We start from the raw sequence: 22,119 nt of genomic DNA, 5'->3' as shown, positions 1-22,119 counted from the left end.
AATGTATTCGACGTTGTTCGAGCGCTGAGCTGTTTTCTGCCATCGTGGGTGTCTCAGTCATTAGGCGCCTATGCTCAATATGCCGCGACGTGCCTATTGCTGGCCGGCAGCATGGGAGGTTTGATCATCAGCGGCAAGCGCGTCGCTCATGCAATTGATGACAGAATGACAGCGCTTTGGCGCAGAGCCGTCGCGCCAACGCTTCGCGCACTCAATATTGCTCGAAGCTCAGCGTCCAATAGACGTGACCTCATCCTGAGGGATTGCGTTCGGGATGGCGCCATTACATGTGTCCAGCGCTTCCGGTCGTTGCCATCGCTTATCTAGGACTCACAGTGGGCAACCGCCTTGTGTTCACAGCCGTGGATCAAGCTGGCCTTTTTTGCAAGCCGACGAAGAACCGCCAGCACCCCGGATGCAGGCGCGCTGGTCTCGTTTGAGACCTCCAATATTTGCTTTGCCACGGCTACAAGGTCGCTCGTCTTGAGCGATACTATGTCTGGACCAATCCCGATCCGGCAGCCCTTGTCAGGCAGTATAGGGATTATGAGATCAGCAAGGGCACCTGCAAAGTCACCGCGGCGACCACACCATCGATTGTAGCGAACGGTGGCGTTGAGACGGACGCAAGAGGGTACTCGACCTTTTACCTTCAGGGTGACGGCACCCAGCTCTCCTGGAGAGAGAACTGTTCACATCGTCATATTGCCACTTCGGCGCTACTTATTCCACTCTTGGTTCCAGCCGGTGGCGCGCTACGGGCTGCTCGGCAGCGAAGTGGACTTCCTGGAGCCTGCCCCGGCGGGCGCGTAAAGAACATGTCTGCTTACGTCAGGCCCAAGGTGACAGGGAGCTGTTGCAGTCCTCGCCCTCCCGCGTCAGTATCCGTGGCTCTACAAGGACAATGCGGGATGCATCTCATTCTTCATCAAGCCGTCGAAGTCGCCTTTACGGACGGACGTGGGGACCTGGTGGGCTCCGCAAATGGGAACTGGCCGCCCCTGGCGTAGCGACGATTGGCTTTCACCATACGAACTATAACCTGAAGCTGCGCTGAACGAGGAAGTTGCTCCCTTGAATGAGTGAGGTTCTTCTCTAGACTTCAGGACGGTCGCCTTTAGCCGGGCCACGACGTCCGGCAAGCCAGCTCTCGATATCTATTCGCGAGATCGTTTGGATCATCGACCTCGGCTTCTCGAACTGCAGGGATTAGCTCGGTTGATATGCCTCGGAGAGCCGTAAGCGCAGTACTCACCTCGAACCGCTTGAGGTGATCGAGACTCGTCGCGGCGGTGCTGCTCAGATAACGAGAAGCTGCGAATCGTCTTCGGATGGTTGTGATAATGCTCTAGCTGTGGAGCCTCAAGAGGTTGTTCCTGGTTAGAGCGAGTCTGCTGATAGGTGGCATCGAGCCGATACTGCCATGAGGCCGGTGCCAATTGTAGCGGTGGAGCCATCTCGGCAGCTCGGCGGCTCGTTCTTTTGAGGTGTTGTAAGCGCGTGCGTAGGCCCATTCGCGCAAGCTGGTTTGGATGAAGCGCTCGGCCTTGCCGTTGGTCTTGGGCGTATACGGCTTGGTGCGGAGGTGCTTGAGGCCGAGGCGCTTGCAGGCTTTGCGGAAAGCAAAGGATTTGTAGCAAGAGCCGTTGTCGGTCATCACCCGCTCGACCTTGACGCCCAGGCTCGCGTAGTAGGCAACCGCGGCCTCGAGGAAGGCGACGGCACAGCCCTGTCGCTCGCTCTTCATGACCTTGCTGAAGGCAATCCGGGAAGCATCGTCGATGCAGACGTGGACGTATTCCCAGCCGGGACCTTCGCCGCGAGCGCGCAGGTTGCTCTGACCTGTTCGATCGCCGGTGATGCGATGGCCCACCTGGTTGAACTTGCCTAGCTTTTTGATGTCGAGGTGGATCAGTTCGCCGGGATGTTCACGCTCATAGCGCCGTACCGGCTCGGCCGGTTCCAAATTGCGCAACCGGTTCAATCCCTTCCGCCGCAGGATGCGACTGACGGTCGCCGGAGAGATGCCAAGCTCGGCCGCGATCTGCTTGCCAACATAACGCTGCCGGCGCAACGCCTCGACTGCTGTGCAGGTGGCAGGCAGGGTTTGGCTCGGCGATGAACGGGGCCGTGATGAGCGATCACGCAACCCATCAACACCTTCCTCCCGGAAGCGCTTCACCCATTTGGCGACCGTCCTCGCTGTGACGTTGAACTGGAGCGCGGCTGCCCCCTTCGTGAGCCCACCCTCAACCACGCTGCGCACCATCGCCTCTCGACCTTTCGGCGTCAAAGGCGCATTCTTATGGGTGTCCATTCGGTCCTCCGGGGAGTGGCTAAAGCTTCGACAACTTCAGCTTCCTCGTTCCGGACCGGATGGACAACCTCCTGAAAGCTCACATCTAGCCGCAGGGTTTTAAGCCTGACGTGGCGATCTGTGAGCGAACGGCTCGTTACGGCTCACGGCGAGCTTGCGCATCATCTTGGCATTGAGGTCGGCGATCGCCGCATTGAGTCTGTCAAATTCCGCAGTCTGCCGGTAAAACCAAGAGATGATTTGCACCGCCACTTCCACCTTGTGCGGACGCATAGGCAGGATAAGGGTGGCGTAATCTTGGCCAGCTCCTGGTTAAGTGGGCGAGCTCATAGCGACAACTGGCGATCACGCCGGATCTCCGAGCCTCCGATCGCCGTCGGCCCGCCGCCGATCGCCCGCCAAGCATTAACGTGCATCGCAATCCAGTCAGCCACCGCTTGCGACCAGCGCGCCGCGGCAAACGTGCGGTGGGAAGCTCCAGCAGGCGACGAAGACATGGGCCAGCCGCTGCGGGCCGGTCCCGGGCCTCGAACACCGGCACCTTGTGCCCGCGAAGCCGAAGAACAGCTTCTCTCCAGGCCCATGCGCCTGGCGCACTCGGCGAGATCATCTCGCTCCACCCCGGTTGCAGGATGGCTGTAGCCAGCCGCCGGGGTGCTCCGCGCGATATTCATCCATGCTGTATATGCATACCATCAAAAGTATGCATTTTACAACTCGTGGGGGCGCACATAAGACACGTTGAGGGCGGCTGGGGCCAATCTAAGGGAGCGGCTCTCGAATGAAAAAATTGGCTTTTGTAACTGCGAGCGTCGTGGCGCTTGCAGCGGCGGTACCCACTTTCGTCCCTTGACGTTGCCGCGCAACCGGTCGACACCAAGGCGCGGGTAGCCAATACACACTACCCTCAATGCGATGAGATGCCCCTGGAAGGGTTCTGCGACCTCATTTTCTGTATGGCCGACCCGGATTGTACGGCGCCAGGAATTGAGGACTGATCAGTCTTTTCGAGAAGGGATGCTCTGGTTCATCAGGGCTCGCCGTCACAGCGTCTGAGACAAATTGACGGTGTGGCCGATGAGGGATTTCACCAGAAGCATCGATGAAACAGAAATCCGGACCGGGCAAGTGCCACCAGAACGAGTACCAAAGGACATTCGGCGCCAGAACATGCCGGAATATCCCTCCGAAGAGAAGACGCCATCGTCCAGGAAGGACTGCAGGGCGACGAGAATATCTTTAGAGCTCAGCCAGCCCAGGTATTGCCGCCTCAATGTACATGGCGGGTCCAAGGACTTCCTCGGGACCGATAGACATCGCCTGGCGGCGATACGGCGCGTGTGGCAACTTCTGGCGCGGTGAAGGATCTGCGTCGTGAGACGACGGCGCTGAAAGAAATGGTGGCCGACTTTTCGGAAAAGCGGTCGCTCAAAAACGTGAACGGGGATGGGGAGAACGAGGCATGAGATCTCCTGCGCCCGAGGAAAACCGAATCATCTAGCTGGTGGAGCAATCGCATGTCTGGCCAGGCGGGGCAGGGTTGGTATCCCACGTGCCACATTCTATCACTGGTATTGGGGGTACCGGGAGGGCGGCAGCGACATGCTAGCCGACCATCGATCTCAACCGGAGCAGGTCTCTGCGAAGACGAGGACTGGCTGCCAGACGTCGATTTTAGAATGGACCCCGAGGACGGCCTCATCTGGTCTTCGGTCCTCGGTGACCACGACATCATGGCGTTCACCGACTACGGCAGCGAGAACCTGGTGGAGCTCATCAGGATACACAAGGACAACCTGAACTCCTCAAGCGGTGATATCGGTGGGTCAATTGTCCGCCCCGGTGAGTTTGCGGCAGTTGCGAAATTGATGTGAGCGGCTTGGGCAGCAAGTACAAAGCGCGTGCCTGAGGAGTGTTATTTCTTTCTACTGCGTGGGGGTAAGGGCTTACGACCCTTACGCAACGGCTTGGGAGCCGTCGTCCCTTTGGGCGGCTGAAGAAAGAATTCAGACAAATGAACCCCAAGCGTTGCCGCGATACGGTCGAGCAGATCGATTGTCGGGTTCTCCGATTGCTGCTCGATGCCGCCCATGTAGGAGCGGTCGATCCTGGCATCGTACGCCAATCGCTCTTGCGAAACACCGCGATCTACGCGGATCCGGCGCACATTCCAGGCGACAAGCGCACGAGCTTTCATGCGCCAAAGCAGCCATTCCGACGGCCATCAAACCACTGGCTATAACCATACTATTGAGGTACGTTCGCCCAACATGCAGATGAGCAGAGTTCGCGCGTGATGCGAATGAAGGAGCGGTACTGGATTCAGATGGCGCGCCGAATCTGCCTGCGCTGATGAGCTACGACGAGCTGCGTCCCCATTTCGGCCTCTTGATTCGAAAGGCTGGACGACAGTTCTGCTGATCGAGCGGAACGGACTGCGATCAAATGCATTCGGACGATGGTCGGAGCGAACGAATTCAAGGGAACGACGGCAGCAGCGCTGTTAGGTATTCATTGACTTTGGCAAGAATGCTCCTGAAGGCCGCGACAATCGGCTCTCTACGAAACGGTCCTGAATACGGCTACCGTCCCTAAAATCGAGGCTTCTCAATCTGTTAGGACTTTCAGGCCGTGCCGTCCGATCCCAAGGTCGCAGATTTCGCGCCTAATGCGCCGCAGCTCACGCCATATGACGAGCAACATGCCGTCACGTATATGCGTCTGCTGGATGCCGAGGCCGATAACGCTGATTGGCGGGAAGTTGCGCGCATTGTGCTTGGTATTGATCCCACCCTCGAGCCGGATCGCTCCCGCCGTACCTTTGAAAGCCATCTCGCTCGTGCCAAGTGGGCGGTGCGCCAGGGCTTTCGGCACCTCCTGCAGCGCGGTTGGCCCAAGAGTGAGCAATAAGTGCGTTCGAAACGGACGTCCCTTCTGGTGATGACCGATCGCAAAACTAGATCGTCATATCGCGCAAACTGCATCAATCGCGACTATCTGCATTCGCGCAACCAGAAATAGTCACATTCGTCGGGCTGCAATTCCCTGCGTGTGCGTTATCAACATACGGGGAAAGTGGTGCGATGCCGGGTGCAGACTGGAGATCAGAGAAGGCCTATCCCGAAGCCAACAAAGCAGAAGCTGCGGACATAGCCTGGGAGTGGCTGCGCCGCAATGGCGAGTACCAACGGGACTATATGGCCCTCGCCATGAGCGAACGATCCGGCGCGATGGCGGACCATTTCCGGCAGCAGTGGGGACTGTGTTTTCGCAGCTGATCCGCAAAAGACGTTCGACCAACAAGCCATCTTCTGGGCGCCCGAAGTGCTCGCGACCGTGCTGCCCTTGCGCGCTTCTGTCCGCCCGGCAGCGTGGTACGATCTGGATTTCAGCAAACTGGCGGGTAGCGAGCTTCGTTATGCGCCGGATGGATGGCATGCCATCGTGGCGCTCGGAGGAGCGAAGCATCGCCTGTGGCTAACAGAACTTCCACCGAGCGGCTCATCGCTTGCCGTCGACCTGCCGTTCGACGGCAGTTTCGAGCTTCGTTTGCGGGCAGCACATCGTTTTTGGCTGGCCCTCGAACGGCACCCCATCGGACCACCGCCTCTGACGCTGCCAATCTTGACTCGTCGTCGGCTCATCCTCTCCTTGCGTGCAGTCGATGGGTCTTTGGAAGGACACAGCTATCGCGAAATCGCACAAGGCTTGTTCGGCAAGCATCGCATTCCCGATCGCACCTGGAAAACGCACGATCTGCGCAGCCGGACCATCCGCCTGGTCAAGACCGGGCTGCATCTGGTGCGAGGCGGCTATCGCGCCTTGCTCCGTCGCAAGCGTAAAGGCGAGGGCGATCCGTCCTAAGCTTTGGCTGATCGGCTAGCCCGCATCTTACAAAACCATGGTACCCGGCCGATTAACGCGAAAAGAGGGTTTTGGCAGGACGCGCTTAACGTCTTCACTTCGCAGGCTGGCCGCGTTGCTCGCTCAAGATGGGCTCGCCGCGATCGGAACAGTCTGCATGTGCAAGTAGACGCGCTAAGATTCCAAAGATCGATCAAACGTCTGCTATCACGCAAACACGCGATTAGGCAGCCTCCGGAATCGCGGCCTTCTTACAGAGCCGCGCGACCCATCGGCAAAAGGCGCGAGCGACTTCTGGGTTGTCACTGCGGTCCACCGCATAGGCCCGATATTGCATGCCGCTTGAAGTACGCGATCCCGGTATGACATGGAGAGCCCCTTTACGCACGAGATCGCTGACAATGATTTCGGGCGCCACCAGCAGGCATTTCCCGCTGATGACAGCCGGCAAAGCCAGGTAATTATGATCGTATCGCGCCCCCGACTTGATGTCCTTCGCGGTCAGGTTCATGGCTCTGAGCCAGGTGGGCAGTATGTCGGGCCTCGATGTGACATTCAGAATCGGCATTGAGCGGGCAGTGGAGAGCGTTTTTCCCATGACGTGATTTGGAGCGCCTACGCATACGAGCATCTCATTGTAGATCGCCCAATCGTCGGCCGGTTCAGCGACACAAAGATCACGCGTAAGCAGGATGTCGAAATTGTCGGAGGATCTCGGTGGAGACAATGAGCTGATCACGTCGACGACGACGCCCCCCATCTCGGCGGAGAACGCCTGGAGATTGGGTATGAGGAAGGAGTAGGCGAAGGTGGAAAGAGAGGTGTGGACTACGATTCGGTTGGCGTCCGTTCGGTTCCTCCGCCGCATTCTCTTCGCGGTGAAACACACTGTATCAAGCGGCTCGGCCACGGCGTTCGCAAAGAGCCTTCCGAATTCTGTCAATTCGCTGCGTCGGCCTCGGCGTTGAACAAGATCAGTGCCAAAGTAGTCCTGTAACACAGCCAAATAGCGGCTGACCGAGCTCTGTGTCGTTCCCAATGTGCTCGCCGCACGCGTGACGCTCCCCTCGCGCGCAATGGTCACAAAGACCCGGATAGCATTGAGGGGCACTTCATTGTGTTCGGCAGCCATTTTCTGCTCCGGTAGCTTCTGGGCCTCCGCTGATTGTCACGCGGGCCATCGCCAGAAGCTCCATCACATTATTCGATGTTTATAGCCGGATTGCCGCTTATAAATGCATCTCGCGCTCAAAATCTGCCTTCTCGAGGATTCGAGCAAACTGGTTCGGCACTTCGATTGCTGTCGACGGCCTTCTAAGAGGTAATCTCCAGGTGCCGGGAAGGGGGCGACCGCTGATGTCGCAGGTCGACACCGACGGCCGTCGAGCTGACAGGCCCGAGACGTCTTAACAGCTTTCACGATTGCGCTCGGATCAGAGCTCGCTGCTGAGTGCCATCTCAAAATCTCGCCGGCAGGTATCAGTTCAGCGTTCAGCGAAGGAAGCGAGCTTCAGCCGCCTTGACCTCTTCCATTTTCTGGATTCTGAAGATCTCATCCACCGGCAGAATATCCTTGTGGACATTCTGGACGCCACCATCAGCGATGATCCGGCGGAAGGTCTCCTGCATGGCGGTTGCAGCAGCACGAATGCCGTAATTGCCATAAATCATCATGCGGATGTTGCCGAGCATTCTGACCCGTGTGGCATCGAGGTCAGGGTAGGCGTTCGGCACGATGACCAGCGGCAGCGTTCCGGTCCAGGCGCGCGCAAAGCTTTCGATCTCGCAAGGAGTCTGGCTTTTCGAATGGATCAGGATCATGTCAGCGCCAGCCTCTACATAAGCGTGTGCCCGATGCAGGGCCTCCACTTCGCCGAGGCCGGCGATCAAGGCTTCCGTGCGGGCGATGACGAGGAAATCCGGATCTGATCTTGCCATGATGGCAGCCTCGATCTTCCCTTGGAATTCTTCAATGCGCAACAGCTCCTGGCGGCCCTCGGCAGCAAGGCTCGTTACTTTTGGAAAAGTCTTGTCCTCGATGACAACGGCACCGGCGCCAGCCCGCTCATATTCCGTGATAGCGTGAATGACGTTAATCGCATTGCCATAGCCTGTATCGATGTCTGCGACGATCGGAAGCCTCGTGCGTCCGGCGATCGCCCGCAGCATGTCGAGATGCTGTGTCATTGAGATCAGGCTCATATCCGGCAGCCCATAAAGCGCAGACAGCTCGAAGCCGGACGCCCACACTCCGTCGAATCCGGCTTCTTCAGCGAACATCGCTGAGAATGGGCTGTGGGCGGCCATGACGTGGACAAGGCCAGTCTCGGCCATGCGGGCACGAAGGCGTTTGGCAGAGGACATCGGAAAATCCTTTTAGGACAGGCTCGCGCAGGCGGCGATGATCCGGTCGCAGGCGCGCGTGAGGTCCTGGAGCGAGGAAGCATAGGAGATGCGGATATAGGGCGAAGCCATGAAGCCGCTGCCAGGCACGACAGCCACGGCGAAGGCGTCGAGCAGATACATGGCAAAATCACTGTCGGTCTCGATCATCTTGCCCTCTGGCGTGCGCTTGCCAATGATCCCCGCGCAGGAGGGGAAAACATAAAAGGCACCGTCCGGCACACGGCAAGCAAGCCCCTTGGCGTGGTTCAGCTTAGCGACAACAAGATCGCGTCGCTGCATAAACGCGCGCGCGAACTCTGTGATATGGTCCCGTCTTCCTGACAGCGCCTCCAGCGCGGCATATTGAGAAACCGAGCTGGTGTGCGAAGAGGTCTGGCCCTGGATGAGGTTCATGGCCCTGATCAGCGCCAAAGGCCCGGCCGCGTAGCCGACGCGCCAGCCGGTCATCGCGTCTGCCTTGGACACCCCGTTGACCGTTAAGGTACGCTCGCACAGGTCCGGCGCGGCCGCGGCCATTGTCGCAAAGTCGGCGTCATAGGTGAGTTTTTCATAGATGTCGTCGGATAGCACATGCACCTGGGCATGCTTACGCAGTACCGCCGCGAGCGCGAGCAAATCACTTCGGCTGTAGACCGCACCGGTCGGATTGCATGGCGAATTCAACATCAACCATTTGGTGCGCGGCGTGATCGCCTGGTCCAGTGCCTCGGGGCGCAGCTTGAAGCCATCGCGTTCACTGCAGGCGACGAGCACCGGCTTGCCGCCTGCAAGCGCCACCATGTCGGGATAGGAGACCAGCATGGCGTCGGGATCACAACCTCATCGCCCGGATCGAGGCTGGCAAATAGAGCGTTGAACACAACCTGCTTGGCGCCACAGCCCACCGTGATCTGGTCGATACCGTAGTTGAGGCCCTGTTCGCGACGGAGGCTCTCGCCAATTGCTGCCCGCAATTGCATGATTCCGGCGACCGCCGTGTACTTCGTCTGCCCCGCACGGATGGCCCGGATGCCTGCTTCACAGATGACGGACGGCTTGTCGAAATCCGGCTCGCCTTGGCTGAGCGTGATCACATCGGTTCCCTGATCTCGCAGCTCGGCGGCGCGAGCCGTCATGACCTTGGTTTGAGAGGGATGGACGACCTTGAGCCGTTCTGAAATGAGAGACAAGACACAATATCCTACGCGTTCGAATGAGCGATTGGGCATCTATCCGAACCCGAACGACCAGACGAGCCAGGTGATCGCGGCTTTGGATATAATCATCGAAGATTACGATAACCGTATCGCTTCTTCGTGCGGCTCTGTTGGGCGCTCGCATGAGTCGTTTGTGCAGCTCCTCCTCATCACCGGCCTGCCGATCATCGCATAGTTGCAAGCACATATCGATTTATTCGATGTGTGTCATTCTGGCGTAGCAGTTTCAGGCTTCTAAGGTCGCGCACAATCGCGAAATTGAGCAACACAAGCGCTCGATTTCGGAGATCAAGAGCTTGTGCCGGTCGAGCAATTCGCGGGCTGGCATTCACATCAATAGACGTGGAAGCGGAGGCGGTGATGACCCGTATCGATCTGACGCGGCGGCAAGCCATCGCAGGTAGCCTTGCCGCAAGCGTGCTGGCCAGCACAGGCGCCGGCGCTGTGGAGGCTGAGCCTAAGACATTGCCGCGTCGCCGCCTCAAAGTCGGCATGTCCGGATTTCCGCGATCCTTTGATCCAGTTATCGCGACCGATACTGCCATTCGTCGGGTCATGCCGCAGCTTTTTGATACGCTGATCAGAGTAGACCATGCCCAAGACATGACGCTACGGCCGGGCTTGGCGGAGCGTTGGGAGCGGATCAACGCGCAGTCGCTGCGGCTGTTCTTGCGCAAGGACGTCGTTTTCCACGATGGGACGCCTTTGACGGCTGAAGATGTTGCCTTCAGCCTTGGTCCTGACCATCTTCTGGGACCTGGACGCAGCGGAATGTCCGAGGCGCTTCAGTCGCTTGATCGGCTCGAGAAGGTCGAAATCGTCGATCCTTACACCGTCATTGTGCATGCAAAGGGTAGCGACGCGCTCATCGAGCAGCGTCTGGCCGCATGGGGATCTGAGATCGTGAGCCAGCGCGCGTTCCTGGCAGCGGGCTCGTGGCAGCGCTGGACCACTGCCCCTGTCGGAAGCGGTCCCTACAAGCTCGTCGATCACAAGCTCGATATTCGTGTCTCATTGAGCGCCCATGATGCGTATTGGGGCGGGCGGCCGCCATTCGATGGCATCGAATACCGCATCATTCCCGAGCTTTCCGCGCGCGTGAACGGCCTGCTCGCCGGCGAGCTCGACGTCGCCACTGACATTCCGCCGGACCAGTTCGCGACCATCCAGAAGCGTGCTGATCTCGAGGTCGTGGGTGGTGCCGTGCAGAATATCCGCTCGCTCGCCCTCGATCAGACTGATCCCGTTCTGAAGGATGCGCGTGTTCGCCGTGCGATGAGCCTTGCGCTCGATCGCAAGCTGATCGTGCAAAGCTTGTGGGAGAACCGGGTCCCGATTCCGAACGGCTACCAGCTGCCGAGCTACGGCGACGGCTACATCCGCGAATTCCCTTCGCTTGCCTATGATCCCGGCAAGGCCAAGGAGTTGCTGGCTGATGCTGGCTACAAGGGAGAGCAGATCACCTATCGTCTGCTCAACAATTACTACCCCAATCAAGTCTCTGGCGCGCAAACGATGATCGAGATGTGGCGCGCGGTTGGCCTGAACGTCAAAATCCAGATGATGGAAAACTTCGCGCAAGTTCAGCGCCAGCCGGTGCGTGCGATCTTCGATACGTCGAATACGGCGCTGTTTCTGGATCATCTCGGCCACCCCTGGCGTGAATTCGGTCCGAGCGGCACTCTGCCAAGGTCGATCGGAGTCTGGAGGAACGAGGAATATTTCGCGCTCGGCGCCAAGCTCCTGGACACCGTGCAGAACGAACAGCGCCGGCCGATCATCCGCCGCATGCTCGAGATCATCAACGAGGTCGATCCCCCTTGCGTGATCCTGCACGTCTCAGGCCAGTTCTATGGCAAGCGCCGCGATGTGCCATGGCTGCCGGGACTGACGCTCGATCTCAATTTCGGCCCATTCAACAGAGCTCTGATCCGGACAGAATCGCGATGATGCATACCTTGAATCGGCTTAAAGCGGATGCGGCCTCTATGATGAGGGACGAGCAGGGGCCTCGCATGGAAGCGCTTCTTCAGATCGAAGGTTTGCGTGTTGCGTTCGACGCTGTGCCGACGCTGCGCGGAATCAATCTCACGCTCGCACGCGGCGAGTCGCTGGGCATGGTCGGAGAAAGCGGTTGCGGCAAATCGGTGACATGGCTTGCCGCGCTTGGACTGTTGACGCAGCGCGCTAAAGTAACGGGCAGCGTACGCCTGGCCGGAGAGGAGCTGCTCCATGCACCAGCCTCTCGCCTGGACAAGGTACGGGGCGGGCAGATCGCCATGATCTTCCAGGACCCGGCGAGCGCGCTTAATCCCGTGCACAGGGTGGGCGATCAGATCGTCGAGGCCTTGAGGCTCCATCGTGACATGGACCACCGCGCGGCCCGGGCCGAAGCGCGACGGCTGCTCGACCAAGTCGGCATCCCCGATGCAGCGCGCCGGCTTGGCGCCTATCCCCACGAATTCTCCGGTGGACAGAGCCAGCGCGTCATGATCGCCATGGCGCTTGCAGGACAGCCCGACATCTTGATCGCTGATGAGCCTACTACCGCCCTGGATGTCACAATTCAAGCGCAGATCCTTGAGCTGCTGCGGCAAATCCAGCGCGAGACAGGCATGGCGCTGGTCCTGATCTCGCATGATCTCGGTGTCGTCAGCGAGATCTGCGAACGTGTCATGGTCCTTTACGGGGGGCACACCGTCGAAGAAGTGCCCGCCGACCGCCTCTTCGACCAACCTGCCCACCCATATACGAGAGGTCTTCTTGCGGCTCTTCCAAGTCTGGATGGGCCGCGGCAACGCCTCTTAGCCATTCCCGGTATCGTGCCAAACGCAGCCGCGTTTCCGCCAGGCTGTCCTTTCGCCCCTCGATGCAATCGGCGGATCGGACGCTGTCATGAATGGGCAATTGAGCTCGCCTCGCTGGATGGCGACATCAGACACAGGGCTGCCTGCTTGCATGTCACGAGCGAAGCGCGCGCGGGCGAGGTCGTGGCTGCATGAGCAGGACTGCTCCGCCGATCCTCCAGGCAGACGGGCTTGTCCGAGCTTATCGATTGCCACAGGGTCTTTTCCAACCTCCAGCGATAGTCCAGGCGGTCAATGGGCTCTCCCTGCAGCTGGCTCCCGGCGAGACCCTCGGACTGGTTGGCGAATCCGGCTGCGGTAAGTCGACCGCGGGCCGGCTCCTGATCGGCCTGGACCGGCCGGATGCCGGCAAGGTGACCTTCGGCGGCGAAGCTTTGCCCGCTATCGGCGATCGTCGATGGCGTCGGCTCAGGATGCGAATCCAAATGGTGTTCCAGGATCCGCTAGCCGCTCTCGATGCCCGCCTGACGATCGGCGCGCAAATAGCCGAGCCGCTCGAAATTCACGGGCTTGGCAGCAAGTCGGAACGAGACGGGCGGGTCAATGCGCTTCTTACCGATGTGGGGCTCAGGACCGACCACGTCGGGCGCTATCCGCACGAGCTTTCAGGCGGCCAGCGCCAGCGTGCCGTCCTGGCTCGTGCGCTGGCCACAGATCCGGATCTCATTGTCTGCGACGAGCCAGTATCAGCACTCGACGTCTCGATCCAGGCGCAAGTGATCAATCTTCTGCGCGACCTGCAGGAGCGACGACGCATGGCGATGATTTTCATCAGCCATGACCTGCGAGTGGTCCGGCTGATCAGCAATCGGATTGCTGTAATGTATCTCGGCAGTATCGTCGAGGAAGGATCGTCTGAGGCAGTTCTTCTGGATCCCTTGCATCCTTATTCGCGGGCGCTCATTTCCGCGGTGCCAAGGCCCGGCCGACATCGCTCTCGCACCATCCTTGAAGGAGATCCGCCCAATCCGGCTGCGCGACCGGGCGGCTGTGCATTTCATCCTCGCTGTCCGGTCGCTCTTCCGCTTTGCGCGCGGTTCGCCCCAGAGCTCAGATCCGCGCCTGACGGGCGGCGCGTCGCCTGCCATCTGATCGGCGACCATGGTGCCGAACTCGACAAGGAGACATGATGGCTCGCTTCATTCTGGTCCGCTTCGCACGCGCGTTCCTGACCATCGGAGTTGTGGTCACATTCGCATTCGTGGTGCTGCGCGCCTCTGGCGATCCGGCCCTAGCGTTGTTGTCGCCGGAAACCCCGGCAGAAGCAGTCGAGGCCTTCCGAAAGGCCTGGGGGCTCGATGCACCACTCTGGGTGCAGTACGTCAAATACCTCTTTGCGGTCGTTCATGGAGATCTCGGCCAGTCGATGCGTGACGGGCGTGCCGCGATTACCGTCGTTGCCGAGCGCATTCCGGTCACCTTGATGCTGACTGCGCCGGCGCTGATCCTCAACCTGATGATCGGCATTCCGGCCGGCATCTACGCGGCCCTCAAGCGGGATAGTCTGGCGGATCGATTGGTGATGATGGTCGCTGTCGTGGGCTTCACCGTGCCCTCTTTCGTGCTCGGCCTCCTGTTCATACTCGCTTTCGCCGTCGAGCTCCCCTGGTTCCCCTCGGGCGGCGCGGGCACTTGGCACCATGTGGTGCTGCCCGTCATCACGCTCGGTCTGGGCGGCGCGGCCGTTCTGGCGCGATTCAGCCGCAGCGCCATGCTCGAGGTGCTTGGACAGCCCTATATTCGTGCGGCCAGCGCCAAGGGCGTGCCTTGGGCCAGCGTCGTGACCGGTCACGCTCTGCCAAACGCCGCGATAGCAGTGCTGACCATCGTCGGCTTCATGGTCGGCAATCTCATCGCGGGAACGGTGCTCGTGGAGAGTGTATATTCGTGGCCAGGCATTGGCAGTCTGCTGGTCGTGTCAGTTGCGAGTCGCGATTTGGCTGTCGTTCAGTGCATCCTGCTCGTCGTGGCCGCCGCTATGATCACGACCAATCTCACGATCGATCTGCTCTACGGCATGCTCGATCCACGCTTGCGCCAGTTGCGCTCTGGGAGGCGATAAGTGTCGAGCATTTCCGCAGACCATTCTCTGCCGTCTTCAAAGATGCGAAAGGTGTGGTGGTGGCGCGACCGCGCGATCGGAATAGCAGTCGCCTGGCTGCTTCTCATGCTTCTCGTCGCGATATTTGCAGATCACCTCGCTCCTCATGATTATGCAGCCCTTGACCTTCATCATCGCCTCGCTGCACCTCTTGGCCTTGGCGGAACCATCGCACATCCCTTCGGTTCAGATGAGCTCGGCCGGGACGTACTGGCACGGCTGGTCATATCCATTCGCATCAGCCTCCTTATTGCTTTCGCGGCGACCTTGATCGGCGCCATCCTTGGCATCACGCTTGGCTTTTTGGCTGCTCACTTCCGCGGCTGGGTAGAGCAGCTCATTCTCGGCTGTGTCGATTTTCAGGCAAGCATGCCCTTTCTGGTTTTGGCGCTCGCGGTGCTTGCCTTCTTCGGCAATTCCTTGCTCCTTTTCGTGGGGCTCATCGGTCTCCACGGATGGGAGCGATACGCCCGCGTCACCCGCGCGCTTGCGATGAGTGCCAATGAGCAAGCCTACGTGATCGCCGTATGCCAGCTTGGCGCAAGTCCATGGCGTCTCTACCTGCGCCACATCATGCCGAACATTGCTTCGACCTTGATCGTCACCATGACCCTCGCCTTTCCGGACATCATTCTGCTCGAGAGCGGCCTTAGCTTCCTTGGACTCGGAGTGCAGCCGCCGCTGACTTCCCTTGGCAATATGGTCGGCTATGGTTGTGACTATCTGACCCGTGCTCCCTGGATCCTTGTTCTGCCTTCGCTGGTCATCTCGCTTACGACTTTGTCGATTTCGCTGGTTGGCGACTGGCTGCGCGACCGGATCGACAGAACCTTATCGTGAGACTTTGAAAAGCGAGATCGAAGATATCTCATCGCTCGCAGGGAGACGATCGTACTCTTTCGGCAACATAGCAGACAAGTTCATGCCTTGGTCGGACCTTTCATGTCTCAAGGTGATCTGTTCTTGCAATGGCAGGGCAAGAGAAGAGCCATGAAGTGGACCCTATGCTGAGGACCACCGGATCCGGTTCTTAAGTGGCGCTGCTGCCGCTCGTTCTTCCCAATACTTTACGCTACTCTTGCTTGCTGCTGTTGTGGCTGTGGGGATGTGGGCAACCCGCAGCGTTGTCCAAGCTTCTCGCTTGCGGGAGGCTTCATATCCACAGCCTCTTCGCCGAATGCGCCGCTGACACCGGCCCGCCAGACCGCCATCGGCGCGCGGTTTTCCAGCGCCTGATGGGGGCGCTGGAAACTGTAAAACTCGATCTATCGGGCGATTCCGGCTTTGGCCTCATGGCCATCCGAATAACCCTTGAGATAGATGTCCTTGTATTTGAGCGAGCGCCACAGCCGCTCGATGAACACGTTGTCCATCCAGCGGTCGCGACCGTCCATCGAGATCCTGACATCGGTGGTGGCCAGCGTGCCGGTGAAGGCGGCGCTGGTGAACTGGCTGCCCTGGTCGATATTGAAGATCTCAGGCCGGCCGAAGCGCGCCAAGGCCTCTTCAAGCGCAGACACACAGAACGATCGACAGGCGCCGGGCCAGCACCGCACGGCTCGCCCAATCAATGATCGCCACCAGAGATCGAAAGCCCTGGCCAATCGACACATAGGTGATATCGGCCGCCCACACTTGATTTGGCCGGTCGATCACCATATGGCGCAGGAGATACGGGAAGAGGAGGGCGTTCGCGACACCATGCTATAGGTTTCGATTTTCGATCCGGCCCGCGATCACACGAGGCAGGCGCGACTGGTGTTTCCGTGTCTGCAGCACGTTTCGTTCGTGCCTACGAACGAGGGGCTCGTCGCCAACGCCTTCTACGCTACCCAGTACGTGTTCGATAAGGCGTACGGCAACTATCTCGGACTGGCACGTCTCGGCGCCTTCATGGCGCACGAGATGCAGCTTCCTCTCGTCAGACTCAACGTGACCGTCGGCGTCGCCAAGCTCGACGGCGTCAGGAAGAAGGACGCCTCCTTGGAGCCGATGATCGCCGCCTTGCGCGCCGCCGTCGCGCCGTCGATCGTCCCAGGAATCGGCGAGCCGGTCGGGCTCGCGGGGGGAGTTTCGGTTTGAAGGAGTCTTCGCGTAACCGATCGGCTAGGACGCGCGGCGCAACGAGAAGGACAGATGCGGGCGGGACGTCGGACGATCGGCGGCCCGCGTCCCCGACTGTCATGAGCCATCTGGCGCCGGCGACGATATCAGAGGTCTACGAAAGCTATTGGCGTTTCGCGGCGGAGCGGCAAGCTGTCTTCTTCCGCAGAGCGCGCGCGGAAGCGCCGCCGTGGACGCGCGACCGCGTGATCGGGACCTACAAGTTCACGAATGCGTATCGCGCGTCCGATCGCGTTAGCCAGTATCTGATCAGGCGGGTGATCTATCGCGAGGACCTGCCGAAGACCCACGCCGAGGTCTTCTTCAGGATCCTTCTGTTCAAGCTGTTCAACAAGATCGAAACCTGGGAAATGCTCGAGCACGCATTGGGTCAGATCACCTTCGAGGACTACCGCTTCGAACACTTTAACGCCGTGCTCGACGGCGCGAAAGCCGCGGGCAAGCAGATCTATTCGGCGGCCTACATCATGCCGCCAGGCGCGGCCGCCTATGGGCGTTCCGCCAAGCACCAGAACAATCTGTTGATGCTGGAGCGGATGATGGCCGATCGCCTTCCGGATCGTCTCGCGCAGGCTCGCTCGATGCAGGATGGTTTCGAGAAGTTGCGTTCCTATCCGACGATCGGAGACTTCCTGGCCTACCAGTTCATCCTCGACATCAACTACAGCGAGATCACGGACTTTAGCGAGATGGAGTTCGTCGTTCCGGGACCGGGCGCGCGGGACGGCTTGCGCAAATGTTTCCGCGACCCCGGGGGACTGAACGAACCTGAATTAATCCGTCTGATGGCTGACATCCAAGAGCGGGAGTTCGACCGCTACGGTCTCGAGTTCCAAAGCCTTTGGGGGGCGTCGTCTCCAGTTGATCGATTGCCAGAACCTGTTCTGCGAAGTCGACAAGTACGCCCGCGTGGTCCATCCGCACGTGTCGGGTAAGACCGGGCGGACCCGCATCAAGCAGAAATTCCAGGCGAATTTGACACCTATCAAACCGTTCTACCCGCGGAAATGGAAACTGAACCTGAAGATCGAATCGGGCGCGCCGCCCTTCGCGCGACCGGCCACGACAGGAGCATAGGATGGACTTCAAGACTTACCAGCAGCAGGCTTTGGCCACTGATCGCGTGCCGGCAAAGGAACGTGACGACATGACGTCGCTGATCGTGCCGATGCTGGGTCTCGCCGGAGAGACTGGCCAGTTGCTGAGCGAATACAAGAAGCACCTGCGGGACGGCGAGGCGCATCGGCTTTCCAAGGAGCACGTTTCCGAGGAGCTCGGCGATCTCATGTGGTATGTCGCGAACGTCGCCAGCAAGTTCGGTCTCGACCTCAACGAGTTCGCCGCCGCCAATCTCCACAAGACGCGTGGCCGCTTCCTTTCCGCCGACGTGACGTCGGACAGCTTCGACGCCGATCTTCCGGAGAATGAACGCCTGCCGCGCCGGTTCGAGGTCGAACTGGTCGACTGCGAAGGTGGTGTCGGCCGGCGGGTGCGCGTCCTCATTGACGGCGAGCCGTTCGGCAGCGAGCTCACCGACAACGCCTACGATGCCGACGGCTATAGTTTCCATGACGTCTTCCATTTTGCGTATGCCGCGGTTCTCGGCTGGTCGCCGGTCACGCGGTCGCTGATCCGGCGCAAGCGGAAAAGCAGGCCACTGCTCGACGAGGTGGAGGATGGCGGCCGCGCCGCTGTGATCGAAGAGGGCGTCGCCGCCCTCGCGTTCGACTACGCCCGCCGGCACCGGATGCTCGAGGGCGTGGGTCGCCTGGACTTTCAGCTGCTGCGCACGATCAAGGACATGACCTCGCACCTGGAGGTGAAGCTGCGCACGACGGGCGAGTGGGAGCAGGCCATCCTTCAGGGCTTCGCGGTTTGGCGCGCGGTGCTTGCCGAGGGCGGCGGCCGCATCTCCGTCGATCTCGATGACCACCGAGTGGATTATCTGGGTCCCTCGTCCCGCCGCGCAGATTGAACCGGAACGCCGAGTGCGATCGCGCTGGAGATAGCCATGCCGCCGGCGTGACTGATGCTGAGTTTCCACTCAATTACGCCCATCGCGGCCGCGGCCAGCGCCGCTCCCCCTTTAAGGACAACCTTCGGCGGACGTCCCGCGTCCCGCCGCACCACGACGTCCTTGAAGGAAATACCAGCGCCGTATCCGGTTCCGAGCGCCTTGAGGACGGCCTCCTTGGCGGCGAACCTGCCGGCGAAACGCTCAATCCGGTCCGCCCCTGCGCCGATCTCCACGACCTCCTCGGGGTTGAAGCAGCGTGAGACGAGAGGATCCCGCGGATCTTCGATCCAGCGACGGATTGATTCGACCTCCACGAGATCGACCCCATGTCCCAGCACCACCATGCGCACGATCCTATGGTCCTTGGATGTCTCGGACAATCCGGAGTTGTACGCTAGTCGTCGTCCTGAACCGGCAGGCGGAGGGACGGCGACTGCAGGTGCAGACGGAAATGCGATCCTGGCGGACCTCAATCGCGAGTTCGTCCTTCTCGATGGAAAGACATTTCAGGACTTTATCGACTTTGCGCCGCAGAAGCGCGGCCGGTCCTTTGCGGGGCTGTTGGGGCTGAAGCGGTACTCGTCACTGCGCTTTTTTTTGAAGGTTATGCCGTGACGGTCGAGGAAGCGCCAAATCGAACTCGGCGCGAACGAGGCTCCAAACTCCGATTTGAGCATCTCGGAAATCTCAACCAGTGTCATGTCCGGCTTGGCTTCGATCGCGCTTATGATCGCATCATGGTACTCTTCGATGCGCTGCGAGCGCTGGTCGCCGCCCTGCCGTTTGGGTTTTGTCGTCCCGTTCTCGCGCCATTCCCGGACAAACCGCACTGCGCTCGCAACCGAGATACCGAACCGCTCCGCCGCCGCGCGACGCGACATTCCACCCTCAACCGCCCGCATCCGCAAATCCTCCGACAAAGGTTTGACCATGTGCCGGCCTCCTTGTCCAGCACACAGGGTGAATCAGAATTTGACCTCCATGGGAATCCCTTCCGATTCAAATCGGTCAGATTTTGCTCTAGACATAAAAACCTGCCCCCTTACGGGCCGCGCCGCCAGGCTGAGCATCATTCACTACTCTTGAGTATGGCCAACGAATTCAGGCGGCGCTTCGCGCCATCAGCAATCGATTTGGCCATCTTCTCCGGAAAATCTTTTGGAAGCGCATTCAGCACCTGATCTATGCTTTTTGCGGCTGTGTCGCCGAGCTGCTGGATGACGACTTTGACTGTTTTGTCGGGTAGACCGCAGTCTTTTGCAGTTTGCACGAAATGTCGGCCGAGAACCGTGTGGACGACGTAATGCCGGTTGCTGCCGATCGCCATGGCCAGCTTCATTTGGTTTTGGCTGATCTGTCCAGCGTCCAAGCTCGGTTGGGTCGAAATGATGTCGTAAAGCGGGGCAAGATGAAAACGTCCGCCTGGCGCCAAATGAATGCTGAAATTCTTCGCGTGGCCATCGGTGGCGGCAAGCAGCCAGAACACGATCTGCGCCTTGAAGAAAATAGCCTGGTCGTCCTCAGGCGTGTCGCTGCCCTTGAGAAAATCCGAGATCTTGCGGATGCCGGGTCCGCCGTCGGATTCATACTTGCGCGCGGGGGGAACGGACAGCGCCTGGCAGCAGTCTTCCTGCGGCAGCCGCAACAGGCGGCCGTCGCGCGTCCAGGTGCGATCAAACCGCTCAACTGCGAGCACGCGGCCCCCCGCGAAATCGACGATGCTTGATTTAGCGACAGGCAAGCCGAGTGCGGCAACCAGCTCAAGGCACAGATGCTCATTTTCAACGCTGCTGGTCAGGTCGATTCCATTCGGCAACTTTCCGATCTGCGGCTTGATGATGTGCGTAGTTGCGGTCGTGCCGTGAGGAACGTGCCACTTGTCCTTCCAGTAAAGCAACGCTGTCTTTTCCTGCGCGCCTGCGAGAGAAATGCGGAAGTCCTGGTCGGGGCCGATGCCGAGCGGATTGCTGGCAAGATTGCCGAGAATGGCGGCGATCTCCTGATCGCTAGCGGCGCGGCCATCAATCGCGCCGGCGGCGCCGGCGGCGGCACCGCCGGGAAGGAATTGCAGCGCGCCAACGCAATCGCGGCCGATGGCGGAGAGCAGACTGTAAGCGTCCGCGCCGTCAGCATGCGCGCGTTCGGCGACGCGCCGGCGGATGTCGTTATTGTCGGGCAGAAGATTGTCAAAGACAGCGACGACAGGATCGCCGATATAGCGATCCTCCCGCAGAGGCAGCGACACCGAAACAGGGATCGCATTTTCCCACGCGAGCCACTGCTTGTCGTACTGGAAATCGATTGCGCCGCTGCTCTCGCGCCGCAGCCGCCCGACCAGTCGTGCGTTGAGGTAGACGTTGAGCGGCGCGTGGGCAGGGCGACGCGCCATCAGAACAGATCCTCAATCGCTTCAGCCGTCAATTTGGTGCGCGGCCGGATGACCAGCTCGAGATCGAGCGCGGCCAGCGCATCCATCAAGATGCGCAGCTGGGTTGCAGGTTCACCGGCCTCCAGCTTCGATACCGTCGCTTGGCGCGCATGCATCTTCTCGCCGAGGTCACCCTGGGTGAGCTTCTTCTGCCGCCGGTAGCGCCTAATCCCGGCGCCAACTTGTTGCGGGGTGCGGGCAATCGTGTCCATCAGGTCACGATACGCGAATGCGTATATAGCGTCAATATACGCGATCGCGAATATTTTGAAATTATACGGCTTTGCGTATATTAACACAATCGCGTGAGCCTGCGATTTCAAACCTGTCCCTCTGTTAAGGAACTGAAATCAATGAAAAAATAAAGCCGAATATCCCTTCGAGAGCAGGGCGGTTCCAATCGGTCACGTCATTTCTGCGATCGCAGGCGGGCGTACGTCGCCTTGATCAGCTCATCCAAGGCCGCAGCGGCGTCCTCGTTGAGATTGGGATCTTCACGCAGAATGGACGAGATCTGGGTTAAGGGGCTGGCCGCACCGAAAGCGACTTTCCGCTGCCCCATAAAGCGGTCAGCCGGCAGGCCGAGCCATTGCGTCAAAGCAGCCAAGCTGTCGACGTCAGGGCGCCTTCCCTGGGACAAACGCGTTAGTGTTGAGGCACTTACACCGGATTCCCCGGAAACATCCTTCCAAGTCAATCGCCGGGCGATCCGTTCTGAATCGAGCGCGGCATGAAGAGCGGCGACGTCGAACGGGGCAGGGTCAGAATTTTTCGATTTCACTCTTGCAATTCTCCTCCT

The 22,119-nt window shown here is 59.7% G+C and carries 21 protein-coding genes and 3 pseudogenes; 13 read left to right on the top strand and 11 right to left on the bottom strand.

The window, feature by feature from the left end:
* Window positions 1–1,348: 1,348 nt before the first annotated feature.
* A complete protein-coding gene (locus N2602_RS32625) occupies window positions 1,349–2,317 on the bottom strand; it encodes an IS481 family transposase (RefSeq protein ID WP_260380685.1) in 969 nt (322 codons plus the stop codon).
* A gap of 1,679 nt (window positions 2,318–3,996) precedes the next feature.
* Between N2602_RS32625 and N2602_RS32620 the strand changes: the two genes are divergently transcribed.
* Window positions 3,997–4,191: a hypothetical protein gene (locus N2602_RS32620; protein ID WP_260380684.1), complete on the top strand. Its 195-nt coding sequence runs from the start codon at window positions 3,997–3,999 to the stop codon at window positions 4,189–4,191.
* Window positions 4,192–4,232: 41 nt separating this feature from the next.
* Here the strand turns inward: N2602_RS32620 and N2602_RS32615 are convergent, their stop codons facing one another.
* Window positions 4,233–4,514: a helix-turn-helix domain-containing protein gene (locus tag N2602_RS32615; RefSeq protein ID WP_260380683.1), complete on the bottom strand. Its 282-nt coding sequence runs from the start codon at window positions 4,512–4,514 to the stop codon at window positions 4,233–4,235.
* A gap of 434 nt (window positions 4,515–4,948) precedes the next feature.
* Between N2602_RS32615 and N2602_RS32610 the strand changes: the two genes are divergently transcribed.
* From N2602_RS32610 to N2602_RS32600, 3 genes are all read left to right on the top strand, one after another.
* On the top strand, window positions 4,949–5,227 hold the full coding sequence (locus N2602_RS32610; protein ID WP_260380682.1) for a DUF2285 domain-containing protein: 279 nt from the start codon (window positions 4,949–4,951) through the stop codon (window positions 5,225–5,227).
* 173 nt (window positions 5,228–5,400) lie between these two features.
* A complete protein-coding gene (locus N2602_RS32605) occupies window positions 5,401–5,595 on the top strand; it encodes a transcriptional regulator domain-containing protein (RefSeq protein ID WP_260380681.1) in 195 nt (64 codons plus the stop codon).
* A 46-nt stretch (window positions 5,596–5,641) separates the two neighbouring features.
* Window positions 5,642–6,181 carry a DUF2285 domain-containing protein gene (locus N2602_RS32600; RefSeq protein ID WP_260380680.1) on the top strand — a complete coding sequence of 180 codons (540 nt, stop codon included), beginning with the start codon at window positions 5,642–5,644 and terminating at the stop codon, window positions 6,179–6,181.
* Between the two features lie 223 nt (window positions 6,182–6,404).
* Here N2602_RS32600 and N2602_RS32595 read toward each other — a convergent pair whose 3' ends face one another.
* From N2602_RS32595 to N2602_RS32585, 3 genes and pseudogenes are all read right to left on the bottom strand, one after another.
* Window positions 6,405–7,313: a LysR family transcriptional regulator gene (locus N2602_RS32595; protein ID WP_260380679.1), complete on the bottom strand. Its 909-nt coding sequence runs from the start codon at window positions 7,311–7,313 to the stop codon at window positions 6,405–6,407.
* Between the two features lie 359 nt (window positions 7,314–7,672).
* A complete protein-coding gene (locus tag N2602_RS32590) occupies window positions 7,673–8,545 on the bottom strand; it encodes an isocitrate lyase/phosphoenolpyruvate mutase family protein (RefSeq protein ID WP_260380678.1) in 873 nt (290 codons plus the stop codon).
* Between the two features lie 12 nt (window positions 8,546–8,557).
* A pseudogene (locus N2602_RS32585) lies at window positions 8,558–9,756 on the bottom strand (pyridoxal phosphate-dependent aminotransferase).
* A 31-nt stretch (window positions 9,757–9,787) separates the two neighbouring features.
* Here N2602_RS32585 and N2602_RS32580 point away from each other — a divergent pair.
* From N2602_RS32580 to N2602_RS32555, 6 genes are all read left to right on the top strand, one after another.
* Complete coding sequence (locus N2602_RS32580; RefSeq protein ID WP_260380677.1) at window positions 9,788–9,958, top strand: hypothetical protein; 171 nt, start codon at window positions 9,788–9,790, stop codon at window positions 9,956–9,958.
* 185 nt (window positions 9,959–10,143) lie between these two features.
* Window positions 10,144–11,733 carry an ABC transporter substrate-binding protein gene (locus tag N2602_RS32575; RefSeq protein WP_260380676.1) on the top strand — a complete coding sequence of 530 codons (1,590 nt, stop codon included), beginning with the start codon at window positions 10,144–10,146 and terminating at the stop codon, window positions 11,731–11,733.
* A 65-nt stretch (window positions 11,734–11,798) separates the two neighbouring features.
* Window positions 11,799–12,785, top strand: a complete 987-nt coding sequence (locus N2602_RS32570) for an ABC transporter ATP-binding protein (protein ID WP_260380675.1) — start codon at window positions 11,799–11,801, stop codon at window positions 12,783–12,785.
* Complete coding sequence (locus tag N2602_RS32565) at window positions 12,782–13,780, top strand: ABC transporter ATP-binding protein (RefSeq protein WP_260380674.1); 999 nt, start codon at window positions 12,782–12,784, stop codon at window positions 13,778–13,780. The genes N2602_RS32570 and N2602_RS32565 overlap by 4 nt, the downstream gene beginning before the upstream one ends.
* Complete coding sequence (locus tag N2602_RS32560; protein ID WP_260380673.1) at window positions 13,780–14,712, top strand: ABC transporter permease; 933 nt, start codon at window positions 13,780–13,782, stop codon at window positions 14,710–14,712. Before N2602_RS32565 ends, N2602_RS32560 begins: the two co-directional genes overlap by 1 nt.
* A 42-nt stretch (window positions 14,713–14,754) precedes the next feature.
* The gene (locus N2602_RS32555) at window positions 14,755–15,591 is read left to right on the top strand and encodes an ABC transporter permease (protein WP_260383761.1); all 837 of its coding nucleotides are present in this window, start codon (window positions 14,755–14,757) and stop codon (window positions 15,589–15,591) included.
* 428 nt (window positions 15,592–16,019) lie between these two features.
* Here the strand turns inward: N2602_RS32555 and N2602_RS32550 are convergent.
* Window positions 16,020–16,434, bottom strand: a pseudogene (locus tag N2602_RS32550) (DDE-type integrase/transposase/recombinase); the annotation flags it as partial.
* 105 nt (window positions 16,435–16,539) lie between these two features.
* Between N2602_RS32550 and N2602_RS32545 the strand changes: the two are divergent.
* The 3 genes and pseudogenes from N2602_RS32545 to N2602_RS32530 all read left to right on the top strand — a co-directional run bounded on the left by N2602_RS32545 (window position 16,540) and on the right by N2602_RS32530 (window position 18,850).
* On the top strand, window positions 16,540–16,833 hold the full coding sequence (locus tag N2602_RS32545) for a hypothetical protein (protein ID WP_260380672.1): 294 nt from the start codon (window positions 16,540–16,542) through the stop codon (window positions 16,831–16,833).
* 101 nt (window positions 16,834–16,934) lie between these two features.
* A pseudogene (locus N2602_RS32540) lies at window positions 16,935–17,952 on the top strand (nucleotide kinase domain-containing protein).
* Window position 17,953: 1 nt separating this feature from the next.
* The gene (locus N2602_RS32530; protein WP_260380669.1) at window positions 17,954–18,850 is read left to right on the top strand and encodes a nucleoside triphosphate pyrophosphohydrolase family protein; all 897 of its coding nucleotides are present in this window, start codon (window positions 17,954–17,956) and stop codon (window positions 18,848–18,850) included.
* Here N2602_RS32530 and acpS read toward each other — a convergent pair.
* From acpS to N2602_RS32505, 5 genes are all read right to left on the bottom strand, one after another.
* Window positions 18,817–19,236 (bottom strand): holo-ACP synthase, encoded by a 420-nt coding sequence (acpS, locus tag N2602_RS32525; RefSeq protein ID WP_260380668.1) that lies wholly within the window; start codon window positions 19,234–19,236, stop codon window positions 18,817–18,819. The two genes, N2602_RS32530 and acpS, sit on opposite strands and share 34 nt — an antisense overlap.
* A 162-nt stretch (window positions 19,237–19,398) precedes the next feature.
* Window positions 19,399–19,824 carry a transposase gene (locus tag N2602_RS32520; RefSeq protein ID WP_260380667.1) on the bottom strand — a complete coding sequence of 142 codons (426 nt, stop codon included), beginning with the start codon at window positions 19,822–19,824 and terminating at the stop codon, window positions 19,399–19,401.
* Between the two features lie 137 nt (window positions 19,825–19,961).
* Window positions 19,962–21,281, bottom strand: coding sequence for a type II toxin-antitoxin system HipA family toxin (locus tag N2602_RS32515; protein WP_260380666.1), 1,320 nt, complete (start codon window positions 21,279–21,281; stop codon window positions 19,962–19,964).
* Window positions 21,281–21,532: a helix-turn-helix domain-containing protein gene (locus N2602_RS32510; protein WP_161533401.1), complete on the bottom strand. Its 252-nt coding sequence runs from the start codon at window positions 21,530–21,532 to the stop codon at window positions 21,281–21,283. Before N2602_RS32510 ends, N2602_RS32515 begins: the two co-directional genes overlap by 1 nt.
* A gap of 197 nt (window positions 21,533–21,729) precedes the next feature.
* Window positions 21,730–22,101, bottom strand: coding sequence for a helix-turn-helix domain-containing protein (locus tag N2602_RS32505; RefSeq protein ID WP_260380665.1), 372 nt, complete (start codon window positions 22,099–22,101; stop codon window positions 21,730–21,732).
* Between the last annotated feature and the right edge of the window lie 18 nt (window positions 22,102–22,119).

The organism is Bradyrhizobium sp. NC92 (assembly GCF_025200865.1).
GTDB lineage: Bacteria > Pseudomonadota > Alphaproteobacteria > Rhizobiales > Xanthobacteraceae > Bradyrhizobium.
The sequence above is the reverse complement of the archived record's forward strand: the minus strand, read 5'-3'. Positions and strand labels throughout refer to the sequence as shown.

Coding starts and splice junctions, on each gene's coding strand:
- N2602_RS32515 (WP_260380666.1), bottom strand. CDS start 21,281: ATGGCGCGTCGCCCTGCCCACGCGCCGCTCAACGTCTACCTCAACGCA.
- N2602_RS32570 (WP_260380675.1), top strand. CDS start 11,799: ATGGAAGCGCTTCTTCAGATCGAAGGTTTGCGTGTTGCGTTCGACGCT.
- N2602_RS32510 (WP_161533401.1), bottom strand. CDS start 21,532: ATGGACACGATTGCCCGCACCCCGCAACAAGTTGGCGCCGGGATTAGG.
- N2602_RS32560 (WP_260380673.1), top strand. CDS start 13,780: ATGGCTCGCTTCATTCTGGTCCGCTTCGCACGCGCGTTCCTGACCATC.
- N2602_RS32520 (WP_260380667.1), bottom strand. CDS start 19,824: ATGGTCAAACCTTTGTCGGAGGATTTGCGGATGCGGGCGGTTGAGGGT.
- N2602_RS32555 (WP_260383761.1), top strand. CDS start 14,755: ATGCGAAAGGTGTGGTGGTGGCGCGACCGCGCGATCGGAATAGCAGTC.
- acpS (WP_260380668.1), bottom strand. CDS start 19,236: ATGGTGGTGCTGGGACATGGGGTCGATCTCGTGGAGGTCGAATCAATC.
- N2602_RS32620 (WP_260380684.1), top strand. CDS start 3,997: ATGGACCCCGAGGACGGCCTCATCTGGTCTTCGGTCCTCGGTGACCAC.
- N2602_RS32625 (WP_260380685.1), bottom strand. CDS start 2,317: ATGGACACCCATAAGAATGCGCCTTTGACGCCGAAAGGTCGAGAGGCG.
- N2602_RS32615 (WP_260380683.1), bottom strand. CDS start 4,514: ATGAAAGCTCGTGCGCTTGTCGCCTGGAATGTGCGCCGGATCCGCGTA.
- N2602_RS32530 (WP_260380669.1), top strand. CDS start 17,954: ATGGACTTCAAGACTTACCAGCAGCAGGCTTTGGCCACTGATCGCGTG.
- N2602_RS32590 (WP_260380678.1), bottom strand. CDS start 8,545: ATGTCCTCTGCCAAACGCCTTCGTGCCCGCATGGCCGAGACTGGCCTT.
- N2602_RS32575 (WP_260380676.1), top strand. CDS start 10,144: ATGACCCGTATCGATCTGACGCGGCGGCAAGCCATCGCAGGTAGCCTT.
- N2602_RS32565 (WP_260380674.1), top strand. CDS start 12,782: ATGAGCAGGACTGCTCCGCCGATCCTCCAGGCAGACGGGCTTGTCCGA.
- N2602_RS32595 (WP_260380679.1), bottom strand. CDS start 7,313: ATGGCTGCCGAACACAATGAAGTGCCCCTCAATGCTATCCGGGTCTTT.
- N2602_RS32605 (WP_260380681.1), top strand. CDS start 5,401: ATGCCGGGTGCAGACTGGAGATCAGAGAAGGCCTATCCCGAAGCCAAC.